Below are 26,606 nucleotides of genomic sequence, written 5' to 3' on the forward strand. Positions count from 1 at the left end.
TTCGAAACAAAGGCCTTTTTTTGTATCCGGGCCTGGATTTCCGGTCCGATCTCAAGTGAGTGTAACAATCCGAAAAAGAGAGGAAGGCTTTCTCAACATCCAAATAATTATAGAACTATGAAACGGTTTTTACTGACAATATGTGCGCTTACCCTTATCCATACTTTCGGCTTAAGTCAGGAGGACCTGGACCTTTCGTATTACCTTCCGGAAGGAACCACCTATGATCCATCCATTCCCAAACCAGCCGAAGTTATCGGCCATGAAGTCGGGCAATGGCACGTTACCCATGATAAACTGGTGCAGTACATGCTCGCCCTGGCGGAGGCCTCAGATCGCATTCAAATTGAAGATCGCGGAAAAACCTTTGAAGACAGGCCTATCCTGCTCCTTAAGATTACTGCTCCCGAAAACCATCAACGCCTTGATGCCATCCGCATGGAACACCTCGGCCTGACTGAGGCCGGAGCTTCCTCCCTCAACCCGGAGGAAATGCCTGTTGTTATCTACCAGGGGTTTTCCATTCACGGAAATGAACCCAGTGGAGCAAACGCCGGACTGGCTTACGCCTATTACCTTGCAGCAGCCCAGGGACCTGCTATCGAAACGAAACTGAAGGATATGGTGATCCTGATGGATCCTTCCTTTAACCCTGACGGCCTTCAGCGTTTTGCCTATTGGGCGAATTCGAACCGGAGCATGCACCTGAATCCCGATGAGAACGACAGGGAATACCACGAGATCTGGCCCGGAGGACGCACGAACCATTACTGGTTCGACATGAACCGCGACTGGCTCCCGGTTCAACTTCCCGAAAGCAGGGCACGGATAAAAACCTTCCACGACTGGTATCCGAACATTCTTACGGACCACCACGAAATGGGCACGAATTCCACTTTTTTCTTCCAGCCAGGAGAGCCTTCGCGCGTACACCCACTCACTCCGGGACGCAACCAGGAACTCACTGCAGAAATAGGGACCTATCACGTCAAAGCCCTTGACGGAATAGGATCGCTCTATTATTCAGAAGAAGATTATGACGATTATTACTACGGGAAGGGATCCACGTTTCCCGACGTGAATGGAAGTATAGGCATCCTTTTTGAACAGGCGAGTTCCAGAGGGCACATTCAGGAGAGTGAAAACGGAATACTCGCATTTCCGTTTACCATTCGAAACCAGTTTGTAACTGCTGTCTCTACCATGGATGCGGCCTGGAATATGCGCGCCAAACTCCTGGACTACCAGCGGGAATTCTTTACGGAAATGCGCAATTCAAAAGGCAAAACGGCCGGAGGTATTATTTTCGGAGACTCAAAAGACGGGGCTCGAGCCTGGCATTTGGCCGAAATCCTGCAAAGACATCGCATCCGTTTCCACGAGCTTGGATCGGATACTGAAATCGATGGGAAGAAATTTCAAAAAGGATACAGCTATGTAGTCCCCCTGGATCAGAAAAATCCAAAGCTCATCAAAGCGATGTTTGAAAAGCGAACTACATTTACCGATAGTATCTTCTACGATATTTCGGCATGGACCTTTCCCCTTGCTTTCAACCTGGACTACGCGGAAACGGCAAGACTACCTGAAACGGGGCCGGCGATAACAGAATTGAATCCCCGCCAGGGCACTGTGGACCAGGCGAGTGATTATGCCTATTTGTTCGAATGGCACGAATACTATACCCCAAAACTCCTCAATGCCATTTTAGAAAAAGGCCTTCGTGCCAAAGTCGCTAAGGAGCAATTTCAGTTGGGTGGAACCTCCTACGATTATGGCACCGTAATGGTCCCCGTACAGGGGCAGTCCCTGAGTTCGGAAGAAATGCACACGCTTCTCAGCGGCCTGGCCCATGAGAGCGGTGTCAGTATTCACGGGGTAAAAACCGGGAAAACCATAGGTATTGATCTGGGAAGCCGGGAATTCGACCCCATAAACCTTCCCAAAGTTGGGCTTTTGGTCGGGGATGGAATACGCTCCTATGACGCCGGAGAAATCTGGCATCTCTTCGATACCCGTTACGAGATGAAAATAACAAAAATCGATACAGACTATTTAGACCGGGCGGACCTCAGCAAATACACAGACATAATTATCCCGGGGTTCCGGGGTGGTGGGATTTCAGAATCTATGGCCAATAAGCTCAAGAAATGGGTTTCTGAAGGCGGAACGCTTATCGCCTACCGCAATACCGCACAATGGCTTGACAAACACGAAATGCTGAAGCTTGAATTCCGTAAGGACACCTTGAAAGCGGAAAACATCTCCTTTGAACAACGGGGCGATTTCCAGGGTGCGCAGGTCACCGGAGGCGCCATATTTGAAGCCCGCACAGATCGTTCCCATCCGATTAATTATGGGTATAAAAACGAAAACATCTTCCTTTTTAGAAATACCAACATTTATCTGGAGCCCGATTCCGAGAGCTATAATAATCCCATTCAGTATACAACTGCTCCCCTGCAGAGCGGGTATATCTCCGAGGAGAATGCCGAATTAATCTCAGGGAGTGTTCCCCTGAAAATTGGAAGGACCGGTCGCGGGAGGGTGGTCCTTTTTACTGACAACACCAATTTCAGAGCATTCTGGTATGGAACCAACAAACTCCTGATGAATGCCATATTCTTTGGACATATCATGTAAATGAAGCTCCCCGGTCTATCGGAGTTTGACGTAGATAAAGTTGTGCAGAAATAGGAGTGAGAGGGCAGTTATTGCCGTTAGCACCGACGTAAAAAGGGAGAGTAGAACCCCCGCCAGCAAAAAATACAGCGGGAAAACAATCAGGCAGTACAAAAACCGGAAAGTGCTCATAAACTCCGGCTCCGGAACTTTGTTTTTTGATATCCATCGCCAGGGGAGCCATACCGGGGCGTTGATAAGGCGGAATTCCCAGTCCCACAAGTGCCCCGCCAGGGATTTCCCTCCCCTGCTTTTTTTTCGCACAGGTGGGCTTTCTTTTTTAAACTGCAAATTTACCGTTTCCGGATCGAGGAAATCCGTGCCTCCTTCCTCAAGGGCAGCTTCCCATTTTTCGTAATTCATGTCTGTAGGGACATGTGTGGTGAGTTCGGTAATCGCTTCAAAAACGCATTCCCTCAATGGGTTGAAATCGAGTTCCTGTCTTTGTTCTGACCAGTATCCCAGGGTATTGATCGGTTGCCCAAAAAACATGGCAACCCGATCGGGAAAGCGGGCCGCTGCCTGATAATTCATACCTGCAGGTACGATAGCGATATCCAGTTCCGGATGTTGCGTATATCCCTGGCTAAGGATGCGTGTAAATCCCTTGCTCAATGGGCGTACCCGACGCCTGAGGCTATGGTTGGCCTCAGGGAACAACAGGAGTTGTTCTCCCTGGGAAAAAAGGGCGGCACAACGCTCAAACACCTCCTGATTCCGACCCAGGGTTTCGCGTCCATCGCGAAGGCGATAGACAGGCATCATCCGGAGACCTTCAAAAATCCATTTCAAAACCCGATTCTGAAAGACATCGGAACGGGTCAGAAAATAAGGCTTCCCTTTGGCAAAGGCCGCATAAAGCAAAGGGTCCATGAGCGCGCTCTGGTGATTAGGAAGAATCATTACGGGGCGATCCGTGGGAACGCGCTCCATGTGGCACATTCGGATTTCTCTGTAATAACAATGAAACCCGGTCCGGATAATCCGTTTAAAAGCAAGGTACAAATAGGTCTTCATAGCACGGATTCCTTCCGTATCGGAATACCACCCCAGATAGCGGACAGGGCCAGTCCTGATACCAGATGCCAGATACCCCAGAACGCGGCAATAAGCGCCATACCCCCGAGGCCCTCAAAAAAGGTAAAGATTAGCAGTAATCCCAGGCCGGAGTTTTGTATCCCGGTTTCAATGGTGATGCTTTTTACATCCCGAAAGGGTAATCTCATCACCCGGCCGGAAGTATAACCCAGGAGAAACGCTGAGAGGTTGTGAAAAAAGACCAGGGCAAAAACAAGACCCACATAATCCATAAAGATATCCCGATTGTTGTAGAGGGCAATAAAGATCAAAAGCACAAAGAAAAGCAGGGACACCACCTTAAATATTTTGGCCATTCGTTTCGCGAGTTCTGGCTTCCAATACCCAACTAACATTCCTGTAATCAAGGGAAGCCCCAGCAAAAGCGCTACCAGTTGCACCATCTCCCAGAGGTTGATATGAACATCGGTGAGCAAGGCCGCAGACGGCTGGTACAGACTACCCCAGCCCTGTAAGTTCAAAGGGGTCATTATTACGGCAAGAAGGGTCGCGATAGCGGTCAAACTAACCGAAAGGGCTGTATTTCCCCTACAGAGGTGAGACATAAAATTCGAAACATTTCCCCCGGGGCAGGATGCGACAAGGATCATCCCCAGTGCAAAACTCGGCTGAGGTTGCCACCACCAGATCAGCAAAAATGTCAGGGCTGGCAGAAGGAGAAACTGGCAGCATACGCCAGTTAACACCGCCCTGGGATTTCGAAGAACCTGACGGAAATCTGCCGGTTTGATTTCAAGGGCAATCCCGAACATCACCAGGGCCAGTGCGATGTTCATCGTCCAGAGCGCCCCACTGTCAAAATTGATCCGCAACTGATCTATCTGTGCATCCATACCCAAAACCATCAGCTGTGAATTCTAAGTTTCTGTTCCATTTTCCGGGGTGGTTTTCCCGTATATGCCCCATAAGCATCGACGAGAAGATAGGGAGTATGTAAGGAATTTACAAGTATTTAATACCTTTAGGATTCGATACAAATAGCAAGATGGCCAGAACTCCAAGTACCATGCTCCCCCTGGGCACCAAAGCCCCTGATTTTTTACTGCCAGATACCGTAAGTGGTAAGATTTGTTCCTTTGCCGATCTAAAAGGGAACCGCGGCACCCTACTGATGTTTATATGCAATCACTGCCCTTTTGTGATACACGTGAACCCCGAACTCGTTAGGTTGGGAAAGGACTATGTGGAAAGGGGTATCGGTATTATTGCTATTTCCAGTAATGATGTGGAGAACTATCCCCAGGACCATCCCGATAGGATGCGGGAAACCGCAAAGTCCGAAGGGTACACCTTTCCATATCTCTATGATGCCACCCAGGAAACCGCCCAGAATTATCAGGCCGCATGCACCCCCGATTTCTATCTATTTGATTCGGATGATTTATTGGTTTACAGGGGGCAACTGGACGATTCCCGCCCCGGGAATAACATTCCTGTTAGCGGAAAAGATCTCAGGAAGGCTCTGGATTGCCTGCTTGAAAACCGGCCCATTTCCGAAAACCAAAAACCGAGTATCGGCTGCAATATCAAATGGAAGGTCGATTTCCCCTGAAAAAGGATTTGAAAAGGTAATTTCCCCGGCGGTTCGGCATTTGCAGGCCGCAAAAGGCAAAGGTGGGAAACTTAAAATCAGCCCTGCCATCCCCTGGATTGAAGCAAGCGGTCGATATGCGCAAAGTGGTGATTTCCATGCCATACATAGCGACCTACATTTTCCTCAAGGCTGGTAAAGCCGCTTTCAGGGTGTACAAAACCCCTTTTGAGTTCAGCGCGGTCCAGATGTTTGAGTAAGTATACAAGTTTTTGGTGTACCGCCTTCAAGTGATCCAGAGATAGCGAAATAGGGCCGGAAGCAGCATCCTCCAGGGCTGCCCAGCCCTTTTCGTCGTATACTTTTATCAGTGGGGATTCCTCAGTCAACGCCCATTTAAAGCGTATATAGGAATTATGATGGCTATCTGAAAGGTGATGGACTACCTGTCGCACCGTCCAGCCTCCATCCCTGTAAGGGGTATTCAACTGCTCTTCTGTAAGCGGGGTCACAAGGGCAGAAAGTCTGTCTGGAAACCCCGCCAGCGCATCGATCCAGTCCATGAGAACGTCATCCGTAATTGGATCGGGTGCCACATAAAGACCAATGGGATAGCGGAGTATGTCGACTTCTCTGTCCTCCATTTCAGTGCATATTCAAATTAGGAGATACCCTCCAGGCTCACATCAAAAACCAGAATGGCGTCTGGGGGAATGACCCCACCTGCCCCTCTTGATCCATACGCCAGGTCAGAAGGGATGATAAAACGGGCTTTATCGCCTACACCAAGGAGGCTGATGCCTTCATCCCAGCCCGGTATCACCTGGCCCGTGCCAATGGCAAATTCAATTGGCTGATTTCGCTCAAAGGAGCTGTCGAATACGGTACCGTCCAAAAGGGCCCCTTTGTAATGAACAGATACCCGTTGTCCTTTCGCGGGTTTTTTACCGTTGCCCGCCTCCAGTACTTTATACCTCAATCCGGAGGCTGTTTTTTCAAAACCTTCAGAAAGGGATGACAATTGGGCTTCCTGCGCTTCCCGCTCCGCGGCCAATCGAGCTTCCTTACCCTTGCGAAAGGCCTCAAAAGCGGCTACAGCATCCCAGGCTTCGGCTTCCGCTCCAACGCGAACGATCTCCAGGGATTCTATTTTATCCCCTTGTGCAATGGAATCCACGACATCCTGTCCTTCAACCACGTGGCCAAAAACGGTGTGTTTCTGATCGAGCCAGGGCGTGGGTACATGTGTGATAAAAAACTGGCTTCCATTTGTTCCGGGTCCGGCGTTTGCCATGGAAAGCACTCCGGGCACATCGTGCTTTAGGTCCGGGTGAAACTCATCATCAAATTTATAGCCGGGATCTCCGGTACCCGTTCCCTGTGGGCACCCTCCCTGTATCATGAAATCTGGGATAACCCTGTGAAAGTTAAGCCCGTTGTAGTATGGGGTACCCTCTTTTTTTGCCTGGTTCGCGACCTTTCCTTCAGCCAGACCAACAAAATTACCGACCGTGCCAGGTGTTTTGTCATGGGTTAGTTTCAGGAGGATATCTCCCTTTTCTGTAGCGAACTTCGCATAAATTCCATTGTCCATATTCCGTGTTTTGGCGGCAAAGTTACGGAAAACCAAAGGATCGAAATGTAGTGTTTGCGAATTACTGACGATCCGGTAAAGCGCTGGAAGAAATGAACCCGTAGCGATCTACCAGGTATACCAGGCTGGTCATGGCCGCAGCCCCCAGTTCCAGTTCCCGCTTGCTGACTGCCTTAAACGTATCGGTTTCGGCATGGTGGTAATCGAAATAACGCTGGGAATCCGGACGCAGCCCTGAGAGCACCAAACCCTGATCTTTCAGGGGACCGATATCCGCCCCGCTGCCCCCGCGTATGAACTGGTGCACGAGATAGGGTTCAAAGAGGTTTTTCCAGGTAAGGATCCGGTTGAATTCCTCCTGGGTACAATCAAAAGAAAAACCTCTGGGGGTAAAGCCACCGGCATCACTTTCGAGGGCAAAGAGGTGTTTTTCATTTTTTTCCTTAGCAATTTCGGCGTATTTCCGGCCACCCCGGAGGCCATTTTCCTCATTCATAAATAAGACTACCCGAATGGTCCGCCTGGGCTGGTATCCAACCTTCTTAAGCAGATTCAGAACTTCCATACTTTGTACACATCCCGCCCCATCGTCATGAGAACCATCGCCAAGGTCCCATGAATCCAGATGCCCCCCGACGACGATTACTTCTTCAGGGAACTCACTACCCCGAATTTCGCCGATCACATTATAAGACTGCACATCGGGCAATTGCCGGCAATTCTGACGCAGGAAAAACTTGATTTCAGGATTTAGTTTAAGGGTCGTACTCAATAAATCTGCCCCTTTTGTGCTGATGGCGGCTGCGGGAATCCGCTCGGTCAGTTCCAGTTCCCCATAACTCATCGAGCCTGTATGGGGATGATCATCTATACTCAGATTCATGGATCGCACTACCACGCCGACAGCTCCGAATTTCGCCGCTTCCTCGGCCCCGGAATAGCGCTGGTCCACACAACCCGAATAGGCCTCAAATGTATTGATAAGGGTAGGATCCATAGGACGGTTGTAAAAAACAATTTTACCCTCAATCTGGCTTTTCCCAAGTTTGGCAAGGTCTTCGACCCCCTGTACTTCAATCACGGATGCCTTAATTCCGCCTGCCGGTGTCGCTACTGAACCTCCCAGCGCGCAAACAGGAACATTATTTGTTTCTCCAGGTTCGCTCTCGATATACGCAAACTCAGGAGTACCCCGGACCCATTTTGGCACCATGACAGGTTGCAGCCATACCCGGTCCAGGCCCAGCACATCTAATTCCTTCTTTGTGTAGGTTACGGCTTGTTCCGCCTGAACGGATCCTGACAACCTCCCACCGATCTGATTGGACAAATGGTTCAACCAGTCATAAGACTTGCCCTCTTTTAAGGAGGCGGTATAAATCTCCCGCAACATTTGAACGTCCGCTTGTTGTGCAGATCCGATCCCTATTCCTGCAAAAATCATTAGCAATACCAGTCCGAGTCTAATCCTGCCTTTGGTTGTGGTCGCTATCCCTGTAGTCATACCTCTCTTCATTTCAGCCCTCTTTTCTTAATTCATTGCGGTACTGTTCAATATGCGCTTTAATTTCCGGATCCAGTTCGGGTTCGCGTATATCGTCATATTGTTCGAGCAATTCCAGTAAAATACTCGCCACGATAAGCCGGGCACCTTCCTTACTGTCCGAGGGAATCACAAACCATGGGGCATGTTCTTTTGATGTGCGTTGGATGGCATCCTCGTAATAGCGCTTGTACTGGTCCCAGTATTCGCGTTCATCCAGGTCATCCGGGGAAAATTTCCAATTCTTCCTTTGTAGCCTGAGTCGCCTCAACAAACGTTGTCGCTGCTCCTCTTTTGAAATATGCAGGAAAAATTTATAAATAAGGGTACCGTTTTCGGCAAGGTTCCGCTCAAAATCGTTGATCTGGCGGAAGCGCTGGTCCCAAAATGCGTCATCTACATCTTCCACTTTATTGACATCCGGGAGAAACTCCCCAAGGATATATTCCGGATGGACACGGGTGACCAACACATTTTCATAATGCGTACGGTTGAATACACCGAACTTTCCGCGGGACGGTAGCGCGATATAATGGCGCCACAGATGATCGTGCTTCCGCTCCAGTTCTGTGGGCACCTTAAAGCTGTGTACCACAACCCCCCGGGCGTTAAAATCCTTGAAAACCTCACGAATAAGCGAATCTTTACCTGCGGTATCCATTCCCTGCAGGCATACGAGCACGGCATATTTACCATGGGCGTACATCTTATCCTGGAAATCGCCCAGTTCCCGACGCACCTTTAAAAGGCGCTTTTCCAACTTCTTATCGCTAAGCCCAAAATCCTCGTAGGTTTCAAGGCCAGCGAGTTTGCATGCTGCATCGGCCTGATAATCTGATGCTTTGATTTTTTTCATGCTTGAAAGATAAAACAAATTGGGGTCTTCGTGCAATTCCTCCATTAAATAGGACCCTTTAACGAGCTACTGTAACTCCCTCATGTCACAGGCCGTTAAGTAAGGGTCTATAGTCGAAAAAATTCGACCCGGCAAACAGTGTGGGGTACTTTTACCTCACCCAAATCCAACCTGGCCTTTGTGCCAGCTTGAAACTTATGTTATGAAACTACTACGCTACATTCTCTGTATTGGAGGCTGGTTTTTCCTGATATCCGCTACCACGGAAGAAGCTTGTATCAATACCGAATCCCTAATTGAGTATATAGGTGAACAGACCACCCAGGCACTCGAAGAAGCTGATATTCAGCTCATTCGATACCACGCCTTTAATGCGGTTAATGCCATTGAACGCTCGCGGACCCAATTACAGGATTGCGGATGTGATTATGCGCGAAAAAACCTTCTTGAAAGCCTGGAGAACCTGAAATTAGCCACCCAGGTATCTACCCTGGAAGGGACTCGCATACCCCTGTCCCGCGCCATGGATTACATCCTGGCCGGAGAGGAGGCCCTCGAGCAACACGATAAAACCCATACCCCTCCCTTTTGGCAACGCCTTATGAATGTTGACACCAAAGAAAGCAAGCATACCCAGGCCAGCCGGATCCTAAAAGCCGATAAAGCCATTGAGGCCAAAATTGAAGAGGCTTTGATTACCTATCAGAATTCCCTGAATGAAGTTGTGCAGGGAGTCCCTTGTGAGGAAGCACTTATCTTTGTCAAAAGGGTCTATTCTCACTGTGAAAAACAACTCGAGCGCAACGATCAGACGCCCGCCAAACGTTTTTACAACCTGAGAACCAAAGAAATTACGCAAAAGGCGCTGGACGAACTCAGGGACTGCAGTTTGTAGGTTAGCTCATTTACTTGCAAAAAGGGCTACATCCTCGGCACTGACCTCTTGCCCACCCAATATAATAAGGCGCTCCACAACATTTCGGAGTTCGCGTATGTTTCCGGTCCAGTCGTACTCCTGTAGCAGGCGTATCGCATCCTCGCTGAAGGATTTCGCTACTGAACCCTGCTCTTCGCTAATCTTATTGGCAAAGTGAGCGATAAGAAGCGGGATATCCTTACGCCTTTCATTCAGGTCAGGGACGCGAATGAGAATTACAGCGAGTCTGTGATACAAGTCCTCACGAAACCGACCCGCTTCAATTTCCTTTTGCAAATCCTTATTTGTGGCCGCTACTACACGGACATCCACACTGATATCTTTATCTGAACCTACCCTTGAAATCTTATTTTCCTGGAGGGCCCTCAAAACCTTGGCCTGAGCCGATAGACTCATATCCCCTATCTCATCGAGAAAAAGGGTTCCTTTATTGGCTGCTTCGAATTTCCCCGCCCGATCCTTAACCGCAGAGGTAAAAGCCCCCTTTACATGTCCGAAGAGCTCACTTTCTATGAGTTCAGAAGGTATGGCTGCACAATTCACCTCTATAAAAGGGGCGCTGGAACGCGTGCTTTTTTCATGAACCCAATGTGCGACCAGTTCTTTTCCCGTACCGTTGGAACCCGTAATCAATACCCGTGCATCTGTGGGGGCCACTTTCTCAATGATCTCCTTGATGCTCTGTATTTCAGGACTCTCTCCGATCATCTCGAACTTCTTGCCAACCTTCTTTTTAAGGCGCTTATTGGCCACAACCAGTTGTTTCCGGTCCAGGGCGTTGCGTACTGTCGTCAGCAGGCGGTTCAGATCAGGCGGCTTGGATATGTAGTCAAAGGCACCGAGACGCATCGTCTGAACTGCTGTATCCAGGTCTCCATGGCCGGAAATCATGATAAAAGGAATTTCAGGTTTTTCCTTCCGAGCTTCCTGCAGCACTTCAACCCCATCCATTTTTGGCATTTTGATATCGCAAAGTACAAGGTCATAATCGGACTGCCGGATCTTTAGCATGCCGGCAGCCCCGTCAGATGCCTCTTCGATCTGGTACGCCTCGTTTTCTTCGTTCAATATTTTAACCAACACCCTGCGAATGGCGGCTTCATCTTCAATTACTAATATTTTCGACATCTATGGAGTTTTAAAGTGGGGGATTCCCGCAAACAAAAGGGATTCCTGCCAAACGTTTTTCAAGAACCGTTCCAGATTCAAAATTATGAAGATCCATGTCTGAAAACGAAGGAAACCATAAGAAACCATCAACCAAGTTTGTAAAGTACCGGATTAAAGGCCTTGGAAGCCACCAGTACCGTATCCCCGATCTGTAGGCCTTCGATCTCAGAAGCCCGGGAAACCACCTTTACCACCTGATTCTGAATCAGCACATGAACGATAAAGAGGATTTCGGCTTCCTCAATGCGCACAACTTCCCCCGTAAACTTAAATTTGCCGCTTATATCCCGATCGGCAAATAATTCATCTGCGGTGGCCTCCTTTACTACCTTGCCCCCTTCCATCATAATAACCCGGTCAGAAAGGCGGTAGATCTCCCCCAGATTATGACTGATTAAAAGAGTGGTCAGGCCAAACTCGCGATGGACCCGAAGGATGTCATCCTGGAGTTTGGCACGTATACCCATATCAAGTGCGGACAAGGGTTCATCCAGGAGCAAAATATCCGGTTTCTGGACCAGGGCCCTGGCCAGAGCAACCCGCTGTTTCTGACCCCCTGAGAGGGTAGCCGGCAACCGTCCCTGGAGATCCTTAAGGGCCACCATATCCATCAGAGAATCCACCAAAAGGGGGTCGGATTGCCGACCTCCACCGTATTCGAGGTTCTGACGCACCGTCATATTGGGGAAGAGGGCATAGTCCTGAAAGACAAATCCAATCTTACGCTGCTGGGGTTTGAGGTTTATCTTTTTTTCAGCATCAAACCAAACCTTCCCATTAACCACAATGGTCCCTGTATCCGGAGTGAGCAGGCCAGCCAGGATTCGAAGTGCTGAAGTCTTCCCAACCCCGGATTTTCCATAAAGTGTTACCAGCGCACCTTTGGGAATATCGAGATTCAGGCTGAGGTGTATACCACCCCCTGAAGCATTCAAATCCTTTTCAACCCTACACCCAATCATCTCCAATATTTTTTTAAATACCCCCCGTTGACCAGGTAAACAAGGAGCAAAATCATAAATGTCACTGAAAAAAGTATGGCCGAATAGACGTTTGCCGTTCCGTAGTTCAAAGCCTCTACCTCATCGTAAATGGCAATGGAGGCAACCCTTGTCTGCCCGGGAATATTGCCCCCAATCATCAGGACTACCCCGAACTCCCCTACGGTATGCGCAAAAGAAAGGACGATCCCCGTCAGCAAAGCCGGTCGGATATTCGGTAGTAAAACATTGAGCAGGGTCCTGAATTTTGAATACCCCATCAGGTAAGACGCTTCCCTCAGGGACGCAGGCAGCCCTGAAAGGCCCGACTGTATGGGATGTACCATAAAAGGCAGACTGTAAAACACCGATGCGAGCACCAGGCCTGGAAAGGAAAAGACGAATTGCAATCCAAACCACTCGTCCAGGAAGGCACCAAATTCATTTCGGGGACTAAATGCGATCAAAAAATAAAAACCCAGTACCGTTGGCGGAAGGACCAGGGGCATGCTTACCAGTGTTTCCACGATGGGTTTTAAGCGGACCTTCGAATAGGCCAGCCAATAAGCCAAAGGAATGGAAAGCACCAACAGGATAGCCGTGGTGACCAATGCGAGTTTAAAAGTCAGTATTAGCGGATCCCAACTCATATTACCGAGAGCATTACTTCCGTTGTTTTTACGCAGGCTACAGCCTTTTTCCCTATCGATAAGTCCAACGCCTTTACGGCATCTGAGGGAATGACCGCTCCGATATCCCCAATTTTAGTTTGAAGGCAAACCCAGGTGAGTAAGACACCGGATTCCAGGGAGACAATGATTCCTTGTACCTGATTGGGTTCGCTGATGCCGGAGGTTTCCGGGAGGCACAGGATTACTTCGGTTTCCTTGAAATGGACCGATATTTTTCCACCCTCAACCATGTAATCCGCCGTATCTGGTGTTTCAATAACCATAGCCTGAATCCGCAATCCACCCTCCAGGACTGCAGTTACTTTTGAGAGCTGTTCATGGGTCTGAATTTCTGCAATATGTCCGTCAAACTTATTCATGGCTTGCGTATCCGTACTTTCCCAGTATTCCCTTTGCCTGATCGGTAAATAGAAAATCCCTGAACAGCTTCGCCTCTTCCTGCTCACTGTCCTTTTTCCGGATCACCACCACGCCTTGTGCAATGGGCTGGTAGGACGCGGTATCCAGTGCTACCCAACGTCCTGAATCCCGGAACCTGGGGGATGTCACCACAGACATGGCCGTAAATCCGATTTGAGCAGACCCGGAACTTATAAATTGGTTGACCTGCCCGACACTCTCGCCAAAAACGAATTTATCTTTCAGGGCAACCTCCAGGTTACGAGACTGTAATACCTCCATAGCTGCTGCCCCATACGGGGCTGTTTTCGGGTTGGCAAGTGCAATATAACGGATTTCAGTTCTCCCGAGGGTTCCCAGGGCCGGCTCAATTCCCTGCTGGGTGGTCCAAAGCACCAATTTGCCGTAGGCATAGGTCGCAGGGCGGCCAATCGTAAGCCCTTCCCTATAGAGTTGCATGGGGTACTTCATGTCTGCGGAAACCAGGATGTCGTAAGGCGCACCCTCGGAAATCTGGGCCGTCAATTTACCCGAAGAGCTCGTTACCAGATGACATGAAATACCTGTTTGAGCTGTAAAAGCCTGTGTGATTTCTTCCAAAGCGAACTGGGTATTCGAAGCAGCCGCTACGGTCAGGACGCCTCCGGTATTTCCATTTCCACAGGAAGTAAGTAGTGTCAACCAAAAAAGTGACAGGAAAAATTGAAGATAAAACTTCATTTCCGACATCGTATTAACTCATTCTTTTTCGCACGGGGATCCACAATTCTTCCTGAGACTCCGGATGCTCCCCTTTATAGCCGGATCCCATCAATGCGAAATGGGGTCTGGAATCAGGTTCGTAACCCGAATCAGGCATCCATTGCCCATAAATATAGGCGTACATTTTATGGGCTTCACTCGGAAACCCCGTATAGGAAAAGACGACATACAACCCCGCTTCTATCTCTAAGCGCTCCATCCCAACAGGGAGGGTCTCAGTAAGGGTATCCACCGCTACAGCTGCCCATTTTTCAAAGGTTTTTCCAGGATCAAAATTCCTGAAAAAAGTGGTGTCATCATAAACCTCCACCGAGTAGAGGTCCGACCCTCTGACATTCCGGATTTCCTTACGGGCTGGCATAAAACGGCTCCACAGGTCCCGGGTGGTATTCTCCTTTAGACTCATATGCGTTCGCATACCCACAAGGAGGGTCCCTGAAAAGTTTTCGAATCTCGGCTGATCGAACTGCATTGGCATTAGTTGCTTTGGCCTGAACCATCAGGTTCTGTATCCCTGTCAATTGTAAGTGGTGTATGCGAATAAAAGTGCACATCCCGCTGAGGAAATGGAATTTTCACCCCGTTTTTGCGGAATAAGGCGTCAATCCGATATCTGATACGACTTTTCAGTCGAAGCTCCATAAAGGCGTCATCGATGTAAAAATGGACTGAAAACATCAGGGCGGAATCCCCGAAATCGTCGAACATTACAAAGGGTTCAGTATGTTTCAGGATTCCTTCCTCCCCCTCAAGGGCCTCTAAAAGCAGGCGGGAGACGAGCTTTACATCACTGCCGTAAGCTACACCCACTTTAATGGACTCCCTTGTCAGGCGGTGGTTCTGGGTGTAGTTAAATACCGTATCATTCATAAACTTATGGTTCGGGATCACCATAACTTTATCATCTCTGGTATGCGCAAGCGTAGTCCGTAAACGGATTTCCAGGATTTTCCCAACCCGTCCGTCCACTTCCACGATATCACCAACCCTCAGGGTTTTGTCCACGACGATCAGTATGCCTCCCATAATATCCTGAAACAATTCCTGAAGGGCCAGGCCAATACCCACAAAAAGGGCTGCCGAAGCGGTGATCAGGAGTGTGATGTCGATTCCGGCAGAACTCATGGTCAATAAAATGACCACCATATAGATCAGGTACTTTACATACTTAAAGATGGTGATGAACTTCATCTTATCATCCCGATCCATCCTGCGGGTAATAAGCTTTCGGGTCCAGCCCATCAAATACTTGGTAGCGATCAGGGAAAGGCTGACCATGATCAAAATCCCAAAAGTTAAATGGAATCCTTTATCCCCTTCTCCCAGATGTATCCCGGTATTGAGAAACTCACTGATACTTTCCCAGAGGTCACTCTCAATAAAATCATTTACTTCATTTGAATTTTCCTGCATCATCAACCTAATACTTTAGCCATTTGAACAATTCCCGATATGTAGGCTTTTTACCGTACATCAGGATACCTACCCTGTAAATTTTTGCGGCCAGATAAACGATCCCTAAAAATGTTACGACCAAAAGAAAAATCGAAAGTACGAGCTCCCAAATGGGAACGCCCCCCTCACCCACGCCACCCGGAAGGCGCATCATCATCACAATGGGTGAAGTCAGTGGAAAAATAGAAAATCCCACTGCAATCGGGCCATGTGGATTCGAAAAAACAGAAAAGAACCCCACATATATCGCCAGCATCAACGGCAGGATTATGGGAAAAATAAACTGTTGTGTATCCGTCTCATTATCCACCGCGGCTCCAATAGCCGCGTAAATTGAACTGTAGATCAGGTATCCGAGCACAAAATAAATCAGAAAGAAACCGATCATCAGGCCCATGGGGATTTTCAGGAACTCCTCTATTAATAGAGATGTGGTCGCATCGGCCGGAAGCCCGTCAACCGGAAAGGCAGGGTCCATGCCCGGAGTCCCGGGCCTCTCCAATAAAATGGCGGGATCAAGGTCCAAAAAGATCAGGGCGAGAACCATCAGCAGCGAAGCGGATATGATCCATATCAGGAATTGGGTGACCCCCGCCAGGGAAGTCCCGATGATTTTCCCGAGCATAAGTTGAAAAGGTTTGACCGATGAAATGATAATTTCAATAATACGGCTGGTCTTCTCCTCTATAACGGAACGCATTACAAACCCCCCGTATATAATAATGAACATCATTATGAGGTATCCAAAACCACCCCCCACAAGAGCCTTAAATTCGTTGATCCCCTTACCGCTGCGTTCCCCGGCAAAGGTGGCAGTGTTGATCTCATAACCCTTCCCGAGATTGGCGTACGTCTGCGGGCTCATTCCCAATTCCTCCAGGCGGTAGGCACGTAATTCCCGCTCCAGAATACGTTCAATATGTTCCAGTACCTGTGTACTGGGGGCCTCGCGGGTAAAAAAATATGCGCTTTCAACTACTTTGTCAAGCGGGCCCCGGTCCTCGAGGTGGAGCAAGCCGTAATAACCGAGGGAAAGTGTGCTGTCCTTGGCCTCCTCAATTGAAATATCCCGCATCATCACAAAAGCAAGCCCGGGCTGCGGAAGGAATTCCTGCTGGAAGTGGCCACTCTCGTTTAAAACCACCACAATGCGTTTTTCGTTGTCATTGATCTTGGTGAGATATGCAATCAGGACTACCATTCCCACCAGGAGTATCGGGCTCAGGAACGTCATGATTACAAAGGATTTATTGCGGACCTTGGCGAGGTATTCCCGTCGAATAATCAATCCAAGTTTACGCATGGGCCTCCTGCTTTTGAACGGTTTGAATGAAAATATCATTGACTGATGGAACGACCTCCTGAAATGAGGATAAAACACCTCGCCGGGTGAGGTAATTCATAAAGTCACCCTGGTTTGCATCCTCCAGGCTGACCACAAAATCCCAGATACCTTCATCGGAGTGAAAGGCGGACCGAACCACCGGTGCCAAAGCTTCCATCCCGTTCAGCCCATCCTCCTGCTTTGAGGGCATCCATCGCACCCTGAATTCATTGCTTCGGTAAGCCTTTTTTATAGAAGATAACCTTCCCTCCAAAATCTTATGAGACCGATGGATCAGTGCAATGTACTCGCAGAGTTCCTCAACGGATTCCATCCGGTGTGTTGAAAAAATTATCGAAGCTCCCTCATTTCGCAATTCCAGGATTTGATCCTTTATCAACGCCGCGTTAATCGGATCGAACCCACTGAATGGTTCATCGAAAATAAGGAGTCTGGGCCTGTGCAGTACCGTTGTAATAAACTGGATTTTCTGAGCCATACCCTTGGAGAGTTCCTGAACCTTGCGGTTCCACCAGTCCCCGATTTCAAGTTTTTCGAACCAGTAGTTCAGTTCCCTGTGGGCATCAGCCCTGGAAAGTCCTTTGAGCTGGGCCAAATAGAGTGCCTGCTCCCCTACTTTCATGTTTTTGTACAGGCCGCGTTCCTCGGGTAGATAGCCAATTTGAGCCACATGTTCAGGCTTAAGCGGTTCCCCTCCGAGATATACCTGCCCCTGATCCGGAAAAGCAATTTGATTAATGATCCGAATCAGCGTTGTCTTACCAGCCCCATTCGGACCCAGCAAACCGTAAATAGAATGTGTTGGAACCTCGAGCGATACCCCGTCCAGTGCCTTAAAATTCCCGAAAGATTTACTGACTTCCCTGATGGAAAGAATGGGATCCATACCGATTTGATTTGAGTGGTTTAAAGATAGGTATTCAGGACTAACTATTGCACGATCTGCGCTTCAACCCGGGCTTTTTAACACTGGCGGTAAAGCTTGCAAAAATGGGGCGCGGCTTTAAAAGAAAAACCCATCCTTAAACGAATTTAAGGATGGGAAAAAAATTGCTATGAAAAAGAAAATTAATATTGGAGTCCCAATATCAAGTCAAATATACATTTTTTATTTTAATGGGACGCAATTATCCTCAGGAGAACATATCCTTTACTTTCTCAAAGAAAGATTTATCAGATTTCTCTGGCTTTGGTTCAAATTTTTCATCGTTTTGCATACGTTCGAAAAACTCTCGTTGTTCCTTGCTCAGCTCTTTAGGAGTCCAGACGTTAACATGAACGAGTAAATCGCCGGTGCCATATCCGTTAATGCTCTTTATCCCTTTATTTCGCAATCTGAGGATTTTACCGGATTGTAAACCGGACTCCAGTTTAATCCTCACTTTTCCCCCTACGGTATCTATTTCCTTGGAGGTTCCCAAAACTGCATCCGGGATACTGATATACAGATCGTAATGAAGGTTGTCCCCTTCCCGCTTTAAGGTCGGATGTTCTTTGGTTTCAATAGCAACCAGAAGATCCCCAGGTATCCCGTTCCCCGGAGCCTCATTCCCCTTTCCGGAAACTTTGAGCTGCATACCCGACTCGACCCCTGCAGGTATTTTTATAGAGACCGTCTCTTCCTGAGCAATCAGTCCGTGGGCGTCTGCGCCTGCTGGCTTATGATCGAGCACCTGCCCGGATCCCCCGCAGGTTGTACAGGCAGTAGCTGTTTGCATCCGGCCCAGGATTGTATTGGTCACCCGTGTCACTTGCCCGCTACCTCCACAGGCAGCACAAGTCTTGTAGGTCACTCCAGATGCCTGAATTTTGCGCTTTACTTTAATTTTTTTCTCGACTCCGTTGGCGACTTCCTCTAAACTGAGATTCACACGAATACGAAGGTTACTTCCTTTAACGCGGGCCTGTCCACCCCCGAAACCGCCGAAACCGCCACCAAATGCACCTCCGAATGCACCCCCGAAGATATCTCCGAACTGGCTGAAGATGTCCTCCATATTCATGCCGCCGGAACCGAAACCTCCATTCCCTTCAAAAGCAGCATGACCAAAACGGTCGTAACGTGCCTTTTTATCGGAATCACTCAGCACTTCATACGCTTCGGCCGCCTTTTTAAAATTCTCTTCAGCAGCAGAATCTCCGGGATTCCGATCCGGGTGAAATTCGATCGCTTTTTTTCGGTAAGCCTTTTTGATTTCGCTGGCCGATGCGTTTTTTTCGACTCCCAGTATTTCGTAATAATCCTCCTTCATAAGCTTATTTTCCTACAACCACTTTAGGATGCCGGATTATCCGATCCCCGAGTTTGTATCCTTTTTCGATAACATCTATAACCTTCCCTACCAGTTTCTTATCCGGAGCGGGAATCTGCGTCACTGCTTCGTGCACCTCTGGATCGAAGGTATCCCCAGTTTTCACTTCAATTTCCTCCAGGCCCTTTGCCTTTAAGGTATCGCGGAATTTATTCTGTATAAGGGTTACCCCTTTGAAGAGTTCAGAATCCTCCGACCTGTCTATTTCACGTACAGCCCTGTCAAAATCATCCATTACAGGAAGAAGGGCTGAAATCACCTCCTGCCCTGCTGTCTTATAGAGATCCATCCGTTCCCGCGTGGTGCGCTTCTTATAATTCTCAAATTCAGCAAAAAGCCTGAGAAACTTATCTTTTTCCTTGCCCAACTCCTCTTTTAGAACCTCTTCTTCAGATCGCTCTTCTCCATTGGCTTCCTGCTGCTGTCCGTTTTCCAGAGTCGCCTCCTGATCCTGCAACAAATCGTCCTGTTCGTTGATTTCTTTATCCTTATTCATACGAAAATTCAAAATTTACATCGCTTAAATGATGGCAAAAGTACTGCCATTTCTAAGAAAATGTCAAAATGTCACTAAAAATCGGCAATAGTAATAGGATTCCGGCAGCATCGCCGGCAGATATCTCAGGGAGTCAGTAAATTTTCCAAAGCCTGATGCACATTGTGGTAAGTAAATTTGAACCCTTCCATAGCGATCTTTTCCGAACTGACGCGCTGGCTGGCCAGGAGGAGGTTAGACATTTCGCCAAAAACAGCTGAAAGTACCCAGGAAGGAACTTTTGGCAGCCACAGGGGTTTGCCGAGGATGCGTGCAATTTCCTGAGTGAGTTTTTGATTGGTGACCGGATTCGGGGCCACAGCGTTATAAATCCCCTCCAGGCGCTCCTCCAGGGAAAAAATCATCATTGAAGCGAGGTCCTCCAGGTGAATCCAAGACTGCCATTGCTGTCCACTTCCCAGTGGAGCACCCACCCCCAGCCGAACGGGTTTGACAATTTCCGGAAGGGCTCCACCTTTTTTTGAGAGTACCAAACCAATCCGCATAATCCCCAAAGGAAGACCCATAGTTTCAAATTCCAGGGCCGCACTTTCCCACAGCTGAACGGTTTCAGCCAAAAACCCCTGGCCGGAAATTTCGGATTGTTCCGTGTATAAATCGGTTACTGAATCCGGGTATATCCCAATTGCAGAGGCAGAAAGCACGTATTCAACTTCATGAGAATCGAGGGCGTTCAAACCGCCTTTTAATGTATTCAGGCTATCCGTCCGGCTCTGCTGGATCTGCTTTTTGTAGGAAGCAGTCCAGCGCCTAGAAATTGTAGCCCCGGCAAGGTTTATAATACATTTGACCCCCTCAAAGCTGGCAGGATCAATATATGCGGCAGCGGGATCCCAGAAAAAGCCTTTTACATCACCTTCGTCCCGGATTTTAGCGCGGGAGGTTGTCAGGTAATGCACTCCCATACCTTTCTTACGGAGTTGAGTAACCAGTTCCTTACCTACGAGACCCGTAGCCCCTGTTATGAGTACTTTCAAAGCTATTTTTATGCAAAAATAGTGCTTTACCCGCCGAGGGCCGTAGAGATTATAGGGGATTTAACACTTTAGGCCGGAATACCTGACAAAGCGGGTTTTGAGGCTCTTAACATTTCCCGTTTCCCGGGAGGTCCGGGCAAGCGTTCTGTGACAAACCCGGCAGTTTGCATGGCTCTTCGAACACTTCCCTTAGCCGCGTAAGTGACCAGAATCCCCCCGGGCCTCAGTGCCTTATACATGCGTTCAAAAATATCAAGTGTCCAGAGATCGGGTTGTACCCGGGCGCCAAAAGCATCGAAATAAATCAGATCAAAAGAAGGATGCTCAGTTGCAAACTCCCTTACATCCGACTTCCGTTTGCAAAGTGAAAAACCCGGTCCGATGGTTACGGGTTCGTTCCAGGGACTTAAATGCAGTTGTTTAAATAACTGAGCTGCTGAGGGGTAATCAAGATCGGATCCATAGTCCAGTTGACTCCACTCCGATTGAGGTACCGGGTACATTTCCAGGGAGGTATACGCTATGCTCAGGTTATGGGAAGGAGCTTCCAAAAGGGTGATCAGCGCATTCAACCCAGTTCCAAAGCCAATTTCGAGGATCTCCAGTTCCCTGTCGGAAAATTGCCCGAGTCCTGCTTGAATAAAAACGTGATAGGCTTCCTGAACCGCGCCATGCATTGAATGGTACTGCTCATTCCAGTCGGTCAGCTGAATGGTCTTTGACCCGTCCGAGGTCCGCACGATCCTGCGCTCCATCCTACTGCAAGATTCGAACACCAGTAGCCTCGAAACCGTTCTCGAATTCAGAACCCCTGATCTGCGCAATGAGCGAATCTGATGCTCCTGCATCTTCGGCCAAATGCCGGCGCTCATCTTCATCAACTTCAGAGATAAATGCCCTTCCTTCAACAACAACTGTTTTCCCACTGATATCCTTGGGAACAAAAAATCCATAATCCTTAAACCGGACCATCACAGATTCATCGTTGGGCAGGTTTACACGCATCCAGCAACCTTTGGCCTGGCATACTTCAGCAACTTCCGCCTCAAAACGCGTACTAAGCGAATCTCCCGGTTTCAAGTCTGCAAATACCTGACCGAGCTCAGATTGTTCATAGATTACTCCGTCGGTAAGGGGTGCGCCAGCCAGGACAAACGATGGGCTTTCTTCAGCCTCAGTGGGGGTTTTCATCTCGGTTTTGACCTCTTTACATCCGAAAAGAAGTGAAAAAATGATAAGGAAAATGTTAAAATATTTCATAGTCGTCAGTTTACAGCCTGAGTTTGCAAATCTCTTGATTTTAAGGGATAAATTAAAAGGAGTACTGATTTAATTTACGTAATTTTAAACTGCAAAATCAGGCGTATGGATTTATCAACTCTTCAAATTCCCGTCCAGAAAACAACAGATTCCCAGCTGGCAAACGTTGACTTTTCGAACCTTCCATTTGGAAAGGTCAATACCGATCACATGTTTATCTGCACCTTTAAAGACGGTAGCTGGCAAGATCCAAAGGTAGTGCCGTATCAGGCCATTTCACTGGATCCTTCTGCGAAAGTCTTTCACTATGGTCAAACGATTTTCGAGGGTATGAAAGCTTATAAGGATTCCAAGGGAGGGGTATGGTTATTCCGTCCCGAAGAAAACCAGAAACGTCTAAACATTTCTGCGAAACGACTCGCCATACCCGAAGTACCGAAAGACATTTTTATGGAAGGGCTTAAAACACTTGTTGAGACAGACCATGAGTGGATCCCGAGGACCGAGGGAAGCTCGCTGTATATAAGACCCTTTATTTTTGCTTCAGGACGGGGGTTTCACGCCTCACCGGCAGATGAGTACACCTTCATAATTGCCTGCTCCCCATCCGGGTCTTATTTCGCAGGAAAGGTCGGTGTCCGTATCGAAGAAACCTATTCAAGAGCTGCCAATGGGGGTGTCGGGTATGCAAAAGCCGGAGGAAACTATGCCGGTCAGTTCTACCCTACTCAACTCGCGGTGGCCGATGGCTATCAGCAGGTTATTTGGACCGACGATAACGCCCACGAATATATTGAAGAGGCCGGAGCGATGAATATTTTTGTTCGCATCGGAGATACCCTCCTCACCAGCCCTACCTCTGACCGCATCCTGGATGGGGTTACACGGAAAAGTATTCTTAAACTGGCCGAAGCTGAAAACATTCCGACTGAAGTTCGCAAAATCAGTGTTCAGGAATTGCTGGAGGCTCAGAAAAACGGGGCGTTAAAAGAAATGTTCGGTTCTGGGACGGCAGCAGTCATCTCCCCGATTAGCAGTTTTGGATATAAGGGACAGCGGTATGAATTGCCACAACTCGAAGAGAGCTATGCAGCACATTTCAAAAAGCGCATTACCGACATTCAGTACAACCGTGCTGAAGATCCCTTTGACTGGAGATACCCTGTTAAGTAATAGAAAAGCCCGCTGGAGCGGGCTTTTTTTTTTAAGTATCCAGAACAATGGCGATATTGGGTTTAAAGTAGTTTGGTCCCTTAAGCACCTTGCCATCTTCCCTGTAAACCGGTTTACCATCGGATCCCAATTTGCTCATATTGCTCCGCTGTATTTCGGCAAATACTGCCTCGATTTTCTCTTGCATTCCGTGTTCGAGTATCGTGCCGCATAAGATATAGAGCATATCCCCCAGGGCATCGGCCACCTCGACCATATCGCCATTCTGGGCTGCTTCATAATATTCCTGGTTCTCCTCTTGCATTAGGCTGAAACGCAGCGCATTTTTCCGCCTGCCCAGATCAGCAGTAGGCTCCTCTGAAATTCCCAGACCAAAGGCGCGGTGAAATTCGGCAACAGCCTTTATTTTTTCTTTCATTTATGTAGGGGTTTGGTTTAGCTTTGCGCTAAAATAAAAAATATGTTCACCACCGGGCAACTCATTTTTGCAATCGCTTTTGTCCTTGTTTTTGTCGCTGTAATCATTCGAATGTATCGAAAGGACAGGAATTGGCAGCGTGAGCAGTACAAGGGTGTTGTCTGGGTTCTCATTTTTTTTATCGGGTTTGTCTCGCTTCTGGTATTCCTGAAATACATTCTTAGACCGTAACGAATTTCGAACCATCCACAAAGGTTTTCAATTCATTTACAACGTTTTACGAAAAAGATTGTTGAAAATATAAGAATTGCCGTACATTTGCGTTAGCCAATTAAACAACCTTTACCGATGGTGATTTTTATTACCATATTCATAGCGCTTGTCGTCCTGAATGTGCTTCTGCTAACGTTCAGCACCTCCCTTCGATTTACTTTCAACCGGGATGCGGTTTTGGGACAAAAAGCTGAGAACACTAAAAAAGTGTACAATTTTAAATCGGCAGACTCTGATTTGAAGAAGGCGATCTAAGCCCTCTTCTGAATTCGATCCCATGAGTCCCGCCCTGCATGTTACATTCACCTCAAGAGATTTATTCCAATGAAACACCTGCTCCTTATTTTTTTAGGCGGTGGGACAGGTAGTGCGCTGCGCTACCTCATAAGCGGATATCTTAATTCCAGTGAATCCCAATTTTATTTTGGGACCTTCCTCGTCAATATCCTTGGGTGTCTCCTATTGGGCTTTCTCGTTGGGCTTTCGTTAAAGGAAAATTCAGTATCAGGAGAAGTAATGCTCCTTTTAGGTGTTGGATTTTGTGGAGGCTTCACAACGTTTTCCACTTTTGGAATGGAAATGTTCACCCTGCTGCGGGAAGAAAACTACGCAATGTTTTTTCGGTATACAGGGGGAAGTCTGATCATTGGCCTGTTGTCGACAGCCCTCGGCTTCTGGCTCTCACGGAGCTTCTAGTCCCTGCCAGATCGGCCAGAACTTTTCACATGTCATTTTTTCCCCCTTTAAACCCTTCCCTAACCTGATTTAGATCTGTCTGGTCATAACCTATAGAAACATTTCTATTTTTATTATTATACCCCTATTTTATTAGGGGTATAATTATTATAATGATACTTAAATGCAAGTCACCCCTATTTTTATAGGGGTATTTTCTATTTTCTTATATATTTGAACCGATTAACTAAAGTTATACTCCATGAAAAAGGTGGAAGCGATCATCCGAAAATCCAAATTCGACGAAGTCAAAAAGGCCTTGCATGCGATTGAAGTCAATTTCTTCAGCTACTGGGACGTTACCGGGGTTGGAAATGAAAAGCAGGGACATATATACAGGGGCATAGCCTATAGCACTTCAGATATCCAAAGGCGTTTCCTGGTCATCGTAGTGTCTGATGACTTCCTCGACCGGACCGTACAAACCCTCCTGGATTCAGCTTACACCGGAAACGTGGGGGATGGTAAGATCTTTATTTCCGAGGTCCTCGATGTATACAGGATCAGAACAGGGGAAAACGGCCATACCGGAATTAACTAACCAATCGCTCAAAACGCACATTCTATGGATCTTGCCACTTTTACTGCCAACAACGTATGGATGATGGTCTGTACCGCACTGGTATTCTTTATGCACTCGGGATTTGCCTTTCTGGAAATCGGGCTCACGCGTCAAAAAAATACGATCAATATCCTTTTCAAGAATATTTTCATAATTACTGTAGGGCTGCTGATGTATTATGTCTGGGGCTTTAACCTGATGTACCCCGGAGCATTTAATGGGTTCCTGGGGTTTGGTGGTTTTGGACTGGAAACGGATGCCGCAGGAGTAACCGCCGCCTACGCCAATGGCGGATATACCTATTGGACGGATTTCCTCTTTCAGGGAATGTTCGCAGCCACTGCGGGAACCATTGTATCAGGCGCTGTAGCCGAACGAATTCGGATTGGCCCCTTTATGATGTTTATCTTCCTTTACGTGGGTATAGTCTATCCTATTGTAGGTTCCTGGCAATGGGGTGGAGGATTTCTTTCCACATTAGGAAATGAGCATGGCGGGTTCTATGACTTTGCGGGCTCCACGCTCGTACATTCTGTGGGAGGCTGGGGTGCCCTGGTGGCTATTTGGTTGCTCGGGCCAAGAATTGGAAAATTTGACGAAAACGGCAAATCGAACGCCATTCCGGGACACAATATTCCCCTGGCCACCGCCGGGGTATTGATCCTTTGGCTGGGATGGTTCGGGTTTAACGGTGGCTCGGTGCTCTCTGCAGATCCGGCCCTGACTTCACTTGTCCTGACGACAACAAGCCTGGCAGCTGCAGCTGGAGGTGTCGGATCCTTTTTGGTTTCCACCCTGGCATATAAGACATACGACCTCACCATGTTTCTCAATGGCATCCTCGGTGGCCTTGTGGGGATCACGGCAGGAGCCGACCTGATGTCCCCTAATGAGGCCGTTATAATCGGAATAATCTCAGGGGGAATTATCGTTGGAGGAATTGCGCTGATAGACCGATTGAGAATGGACGATCCGGTCGGGGCGGTTACGGTTCACCTCATGTGTGGGATTTGGGGAACACTCGCTGTAGGCCTTTTTGGCGCCAAGGCAGGGATACAGCAATTTCTGTATCAACTCGGCGGGATATCCGCCGCTGGTTTATTTTGTGTCGCTTCGGCTTTCACAATTGTTTTTGGACTCAAAAAGATTGTTGGGATTCGGGTAGACCGGCAGGAAGAATTAGAAGGTCTGGATTTGCATGAACACGGGATGGATTCCTATGCAGATTTCCGGATGAACCAACACTGACCTCAATTGAGGCCGGGATTGGCATGAACACGGAACAGGCCCCCATAC

General features: G+C 48.0%; 30 protein-coding genes. 9 read left to right on the plus strand and 21 right to left on the minus strand.

The window, feature by feature from the left end; all coding sequences use genetic code 11:
- Window positions 1-117 precede the first annotated feature (117 nt).
- Window positions 118-2,643: a M14 family metallopeptidase gene (locus QU605_RS05065; RefSeq protein ID WP_289724191.1), complete on the plus strand. Its 2,526-nt coding sequence runs from the start codon at window positions 118-120 to the stop codon at window positions 2,641-2,643.
- Window positions 2,644-2,658: 15 nt separating this feature from the next.
- Here the strand turns inward: QU605_RS05065 and QU605_RS05070 are convergent, their stop codons facing one another.
- Window positions 2,659-3,699 carry a 1-acyl-sn-glycerol-3-phosphate acyltransferase gene (locus tag QU605_RS05070; protein WP_289724192.1) on the minus strand — a complete coding sequence of 347 codons (1,041 nt, stop codon included), beginning with the start codon at window positions 3,697-3,699 and terminating at the stop codon, window positions 2,659-2,661.
- Complete coding sequence (locus tag QU605_RS05075; RefSeq protein WP_289724193.1) at window positions 3,696-4,613, minus strand: bile acid:sodium symporter family protein; 918 nt, start codon at window positions 4,611-4,613, stop codon at window positions 3,696-3,698. Before QU605_RS05075 ends, QU605_RS05070 begins: the two co-directional genes overlap by 4 nt.
- Before the next feature lie 152 nt (window positions 4,614-4,765).
- On the opposite strand from QU605_RS05075, the gene QU605_RS05080 reads away from it, so the two are divergent.
- Window positions 4,766-5,332 (plus strand): thioredoxin family protein, encoded by a 567-nt coding sequence (locus tag QU605_RS05080; RefSeq protein WP_289724194.1) that lies wholly within the window; start codon window positions 4,766-4,768, stop codon window positions 5,330-5,332.
- Window positions 5,333-5,409: 77 nt separating this feature from the next.
- On the opposite strand, the gene QU605_RS05085 is transcribed toward QU605_RS05080, so the two are convergent.
- The 4 genes from QU605_RS05085 to QU605_RS05100 all read right to left on the minus strand — a co-directional run bounded on the left by QU605_RS05085 (window position 5,410) and on the right by QU605_RS05100 (window position 9,304).
- On the minus strand, window positions 5,410-5,955 hold the full coding sequence (locus QU605_RS05085; protein WP_289724195.1) for a YfiT family bacillithiol transferase: 546 nt from the start codon (window positions 5,953-5,955) through the stop codon (window positions 5,410-5,412).
- A gap of 17 nt (window positions 5,956-5,972) precedes the next feature.
- Window positions 5,973-6,905: a peptidylprolyl isomerase gene (locus tag QU605_RS05090; RefSeq protein WP_289724196.1), complete on the minus strand. Its 933-nt coding sequence runs from the start codon at window positions 6,903-6,905 to the stop codon at window positions 5,973-5,975.
- A 61-nt stretch (window positions 6,906-6,966) separates the two neighbouring features.
- Window positions 6,967-8,349 (minus strand): M20/M25/M40 family metallo-hydrolase, encoded by a 1,383-nt coding sequence (locus QU605_RS05095; protein WP_289724453.1) that lies wholly within the window; start codon window positions 8,347-8,349, stop codon window positions 6,967-6,969.
- A gap of 73 nt (window positions 8,350-8,422) precedes the next feature.
- Window positions 8,423-9,304, minus strand: a complete 882-nt coding sequence (locus QU605_RS05100) for a PPK2 family polyphosphate kinase (protein WP_289724197.1) — start codon at window positions 9,302-9,304, stop codon at window positions 8,423-8,425.
- Window positions 9,305-9,506: 202 nt separating this feature from the next.
- On the opposite strand from QU605_RS05100, the gene QU605_RS05105 reads away from it, so the two are divergent.
- Window positions 9,507-10,199, plus strand: a complete 693-nt coding sequence (locus QU605_RS05105; protein ID WP_289724198.1) for a hypothetical protein — start codon at window positions 9,507-9,509, stop codon at window positions 10,197-10,199.
- 6 nt (window positions 10,200-10,205) lie between these two features.
- On the opposite strand, the gene QU605_RS05110 is transcribed toward QU605_RS05105, so the two are convergent.
- The 14 genes from QU605_RS05110 to QU605_RS05175 all read right to left on the minus strand — a co-directional run bounded on the left by QU605_RS05110 (window position 10,206) and on the right by QU605_RS05175 (window position 22,149).
- Window positions 10,206-11,369, minus strand: coding sequence for a sigma-54-dependent transcriptional regulator (locus tag QU605_RS05110; RefSeq protein ID WP_289724199.1), 1,164 nt, complete (start codon window positions 11,367-11,369; stop codon window positions 10,206-10,208).
- A gap of 128 nt (window positions 11,370-11,497) precedes the next feature.
- Window positions 11,498-12,373: a sulfate/molybdate ABC transporter ATP-binding protein gene (locus tag QU605_RS05115; RefSeq protein ID WP_289724200.1), complete on the minus strand. Its 876-nt coding sequence runs from the start codon at window positions 12,371-12,373 to the stop codon at window positions 11,498-11,500.
- Window positions 12,370-13,041: a molybdate ABC transporter permease subunit gene (gene modB / locus QU605_RS05120; RefSeq protein WP_289724201.1), complete on the minus strand. Its 672-nt coding sequence runs from the start codon at window positions 13,039-13,041 to the stop codon at window positions 12,370-12,372. Before modB ends, QU605_RS05115 begins: the two co-directional genes overlap by 4 nt.
- Window positions 13,038-13,442 carry a TOBE domain-containing protein gene (locus QU605_RS05125; protein WP_289724202.1) on the minus strand — a complete coding sequence of 135 codons (405 nt, stop codon included), beginning with the start codon at window positions 13,440-13,442 and terminating at the stop codon, window positions 13,038-13,040. The genes modB and QU605_RS05125 overlap by 4 nt, the downstream gene beginning before the upstream one ends.
- On the minus strand, window positions 13,435-14,202 hold the full coding sequence (modA, locus tag QU605_RS05130; RefSeq protein WP_289724203.1) for a molybdate ABC transporter substrate-binding protein: 768 nt from the start codon (window positions 14,200-14,202) through the stop codon (window positions 13,435-13,437). Before modA ends, QU605_RS05125 begins: the two co-directional genes overlap by 8 nt.
- A gap of 13 nt (window positions 14,203-14,215) precedes the next feature.
- Window positions 14,216-14,716 (minus strand): GyrI-like domain-containing protein, encoded by a 501-nt coding sequence (locus QU605_RS05135; RefSeq protein WP_289724204.1) that lies wholly within the window; start codon window positions 14,714-14,716, stop codon window positions 14,216-14,218.
- Between the two features lie 5 nt (window positions 14,717-14,721).
- Entirely contained in the window at window positions 14,722-15,660 is a 939-nt protein-coding gene (locus QU605_RS05140; RefSeq protein ID WP_289724205.1) for a mechanosensitive ion channel family protein, read from the minus strand.
- 4 nt (window positions 15,661-15,664) lie between these two features.
- Window positions 15,665-17,002 (minus strand): ABC transporter permease, encoded by a 1,338-nt coding sequence (locus QU605_RS05145; protein ID WP_289724206.1) that lies wholly within the window; start codon window positions 17,000-17,002, stop codon window positions 15,665-15,667.
- Entirely contained in the window at window positions 16,995-17,930 is a 936-nt protein-coding gene (locus tag QU605_RS05150; RefSeq protein ID WP_289724207.1) for an ABC transporter ATP-binding protein, read from the minus strand. The genes QU605_RS05145 and QU605_RS05150 overlap by 8 nt, the downstream gene beginning before the upstream one ends.
- 247 nt (window positions 17,931-18,177) lie before the next feature.
- Window positions 18,178-19,296, minus strand: coding sequence for a molecular chaperone DnaJ (dnaJ, locus tag QU605_RS05155; protein ID WP_289724208.1), 1,119 nt, complete (start codon window positions 19,294-19,296; stop codon window positions 18,178-18,180).
- A 4-nt stretch (window positions 19,297-19,300) separates the two neighbouring features.
- Entirely contained in the window at window positions 19,301-19,852 is a 552-nt protein-coding gene (locus QU605_RS05160) for a nucleotide exchange factor GrpE (RefSeq protein ID WP_289724209.1), read from the minus strand.
- A 125-nt stretch (window positions 19,853-19,977) separates the two neighbouring features.
- Window positions 19,978-20,889 (minus strand): TIGR01777 family oxidoreductase, encoded by a 912-nt coding sequence (locus tag QU605_RS05165; RefSeq protein WP_289724210.1) that lies wholly within the window; start codon window positions 20,887-20,889, stop codon window positions 19,978-19,980.
- Between the two features lie 68 nt (window positions 20,890-20,957).
- A complete protein-coding gene (gene mnmC2, locus QU605_RS05170; RefSeq protein ID WP_289724211.1) occupies window positions 20,958-21,644 on the minus strand; it encodes a tRNA (5-methylaminomethyl-2-thiouridine)(34)-methyltransferase MnmC2 in 687 nt (228 codons plus the stop codon).
- 1 nt (window position 21,645) lies between these two features.
- The gene (locus QU605_RS05175) at window positions 21,646-22,149 is read right to left on the minus strand and encodes a DUF4920 domain-containing protein (protein ID WP_289724212.1); all 504 of its coding nucleotides are present in this window, start codon (window positions 22,147-22,149) and stop codon (window positions 21,646-21,648) included.
- Between the two features lie 105 nt (window positions 22,150-22,254).
- Here QU605_RS05175 and QU605_RS05180 point away from each other — a divergent pair, with 105 nt between their 5' ends.
- Window positions 22,255-23,322 (plus strand): branched-chain amino acid aminotransferase, encoded by a 1,068-nt coding sequence (locus tag QU605_RS05180; RefSeq protein WP_289724213.1) that lies wholly within the window; start codon window positions 22,255-22,257, stop codon window positions 23,320-23,322.
- Window positions 23,323-23,353: 31 nt separating this feature from the next.
- Here the strand turns inward: QU605_RS05180 and QU605_RS05185 are convergent, their stop codons facing one another.
- Window positions 23,354-23,740: a pyrophosphohydrolase domain-containing protein gene (locus QU605_RS05185; protein WP_289724214.1), complete on the minus strand. Its 387-nt coding sequence runs from the start codon at window positions 23,738-23,740 to the stop codon at window positions 23,354-23,356.
- A 42-nt stretch (window positions 23,741-23,782) separates the two neighbouring features.
- Here QU605_RS05185 and QU605_RS05190 point away from each other — a divergent pair, with 42 nt between their 5' ends.
- The 5 genes from QU605_RS05190 (at window position 23,783) to QU605_RS05210 (ending at window position 26,558) form a co-directional block, all read left to right on the plus strand.
- Window positions 23,783-23,971 (plus strand): hypothetical protein, encoded by a 189-nt coding sequence (locus tag QU605_RS05190; protein ID WP_289724215.1) that lies wholly within the window; start codon window positions 23,783-23,785, stop codon window positions 23,969-23,971.
- 117 nt (window positions 23,972-24,088) lie between these two features.
- Complete coding sequence (locus QU605_RS05195) at window positions 24,089-24,268, plus strand: hypothetical protein (protein ID WP_289724216.1); 180 nt, start codon at window positions 24,089-24,091, stop codon at window positions 24,266-24,268.
- A gap of 69 nt (window positions 24,269-24,337) precedes the next feature.
- Entirely contained in the window at window positions 24,338-24,709 is a 372-nt protein-coding gene (gene crcB / locus QU605_RS05200) for a fluoride efflux transporter CrcB (protein ID WP_289724217.1), read from the plus strand.
- A 241-nt stretch (window positions 24,710-24,950) separates the two neighbouring features.
- Window positions 24,951-25,289: a P-II family nitrogen regulator gene (locus tag QU605_RS05205; protein ID WP_289724218.1), complete on the plus strand. Its 339-nt coding sequence runs from the start codon at window positions 24,951-24,953 to the stop codon at window positions 25,287-25,289.
- A gap of 24 nt (window positions 25,290-25,313) precedes the next feature.
- Complete coding sequence (locus QU605_RS05210) at window positions 25,314-26,558, plus strand: ammonium transporter (protein WP_289724219.1); 1,245 nt, start codon at window positions 25,314-25,316, stop codon at window positions 26,556-26,558.
- Window positions 26,559-26,606: the final 48 nt, after the last annotated feature.

Source organism: Robiginitalea aurantiaca (assembly GCF_030380815.1).
Classification (GTDB): Bacteria; Bacteroidota; Bacteroidia; order Flavobacteriales; family Flavobacteriaceae; genus Robiginitalea; species Robiginitalea aurantiaca.

Excerpts from the sequence above, each read along its gene's own strand:
- QU605_RS05065 (WP_289724191.1), top strand. The coding sequence starts at position 118 with ATGAAACGGTTTTTACTGACAATATGTGCGCTTACCCTTATCCATACT.
- QU605_RS05070 (WP_289724192.1), bottom strand. The coding sequence starts at position 3,699 with ATGAAGACCTATTTGTACCTTGCTTTTAAACGGATTATCCGGACCGGG.
- QU605_RS05075 (WP_289724193.1), bottom strand. The coding sequence starts at position 4,613 with ATGGATGCACAGATAGATCAGTTGCGGATCAATTTTGACAGTGGGGCG.
- QU605_RS05080 (WP_289724194.1), top strand. The coding sequence starts at position 4,766 with ATGGCCAGAACTCCAAGTACCATGCTCCCCCTGGGCACCAAAGCCCCT.
- QU605_RS05085 (WP_289724195.1), bottom strand. The coding sequence starts at position 5,955 with ATGGAGGACAGAGAAGTCGACATACTCCGCTATCCCATTGGTCTTTAT.
- QU605_RS05090 (WP_289724196.1), bottom strand. The coding sequence starts at position 6,905 with ATGGACAATGGAATTTATGCGAAGTTCGCTACAGAAAAGGGAGATATC.
- QU605_RS05095 (WP_289724453.1), bottom strand. The coding sequence starts at position 8,349 with ATGATTTTTGCAGGAATAGGGATCGGATCTGCACAACAAGCGGACGTT.
- QU605_RS05100 (WP_289724197.1), bottom strand. The coding sequence starts at position 9,304 with ATGAAAAAAATCAAAGCATCAGATTATCAGGCCGATGCAGCATGCAAA.
- QU605_RS05105 (WP_289724198.1), top strand. The coding sequence starts at position 9,507 with ATGAAACTACTACGCTACATTCTCTGTATTGGAGGCTGGTTTTTCCTG.
- QU605_RS05110 (WP_289724199.1), bottom strand. The coding sequence starts at position 11,369 with ATGTCGAAAATATTAGTAATTGAAGATGAAGCCGCCATTCGCAGGGTG.
- QU605_RS05115 (WP_289724200.1), bottom strand. The coding sequence starts at position 12,373 with ATGATTGGGTGTAGGGTTGAAAAGGATTTGAATGCTTCAGGGGGTGGT.
- modB (WP_289724201.1), bottom strand. The coding sequence starts at position 13,041 with ATGAGTTGGGATCCGCTAATACTGACTTTTAAACTCGCATTGGTCACC.
- QU605_RS05125 (WP_289724202.1), bottom strand. The coding sequence starts at position 13,442 with ATGAATAAGTTTGACGGACATATTGCAGAAATTCAGACCCATGAACAG.
- modA (WP_289724203.1), bottom strand. The coding sequence starts at position 14,202 with ATGAAGTTTTATCTTCAATTTTTCCTGTCACTTTTTTGGTTGACACTA.
- QU605_RS05135 (WP_289724204.1), bottom strand. The coding sequence starts at position 14,716 with ATGCAGTTCGATCAGCCGAGATTCGAAAACTTTTCAGGGACCCTCCTT.
- QU605_RS05140 (WP_289724205.1), bottom strand. The coding sequence starts at position 15,660 with ATGATGCAGGAAAATTCAAATGAAGTAAATGATTTTATTGAGAGTGAC.
- QU605_RS05145 (WP_289724206.1), bottom strand. The coding sequence starts at position 17,002 with ATGCGTAAACTTGGATTGATTATTCGACGGGAATACCTCGCCAAGGTC.
- QU605_RS05150 (WP_289724207.1), bottom strand. The coding sequence starts at position 17,930 with ATGGATCCCATTCTTTCCATCAGGGAAGTCAGTAAATCTTTCGGGAAT.
- dnaJ (WP_289724208.1), bottom strand. The coding sequence starts at position 19,296 with ATGAAGGAGGATTATTACGAAATACTGGGAGTCGAAAAAAACGCATCG.
- QU605_RS05160 (WP_289724209.1), bottom strand. The coding sequence starts at position 19,852 with ATGAATAAGGATAAAGAAATCAACGAACAGGACGATTTGTTGCAGGAT.
- mnmC2 (WP_289724211.1), bottom strand. The coding sequence starts at position 21,644 with ATGGAGCGCAGGATCGTGCGGACCTCGGACGGGTCAAAGACCATTCAG.
- QU605_RS05175 (WP_289724212.1), bottom strand. The coding sequence starts at position 22,149 with ATGAAATATTTTAACATTTTCCTTATCATTTTTTCACTTCTTTTCGGA.
- QU605_RS05180 (WP_289724213.1), top strand. The coding sequence starts at position 22,255 with ATGGATTTATCAACTCTTCAAATTCCCGTCCAGAAAACAACAGATTCC.
- QU605_RS05185 (WP_289724214.1), bottom strand. The coding sequence starts at position 23,740 with ATGAAAGAAAAAATAAAGGCTGTTGCCGAATTTCACCGCGCCTTTGGT.
- QU605_RS05190 (WP_289724215.1), top strand. The coding sequence starts at position 23,783 with ATGTTCACCACCGGGCAACTCATTTTTGCAATCGCTTTTGTCCTTGTT.
- QU605_RS05195 (WP_289724216.1), top strand. The coding sequence starts at position 24,089 with ATGGTGATTTTTATTACCATATTCATAGCGCTTGTCGTCCTGAATGTG.
- crcB (WP_289724217.1), top strand. The coding sequence starts at position 24,338 with ATGAAACACCTGCTCCTTATTTTTTTAGGCGGTGGGACAGGTAGTGCG.
- QU605_RS05205 (WP_289724218.1), top strand. The coding sequence starts at position 24,951 with ATGAAAAAGGTGGAAGCGATCATCCGAAAATCCAAATTCGACGAAGTC.
- QU605_RS05210 (WP_289724219.1), top strand. The coding sequence starts at position 25,314 with ATGGATCTTGCCACTTTTACTGCCAACAACGTATGGATGATGGTCTGT.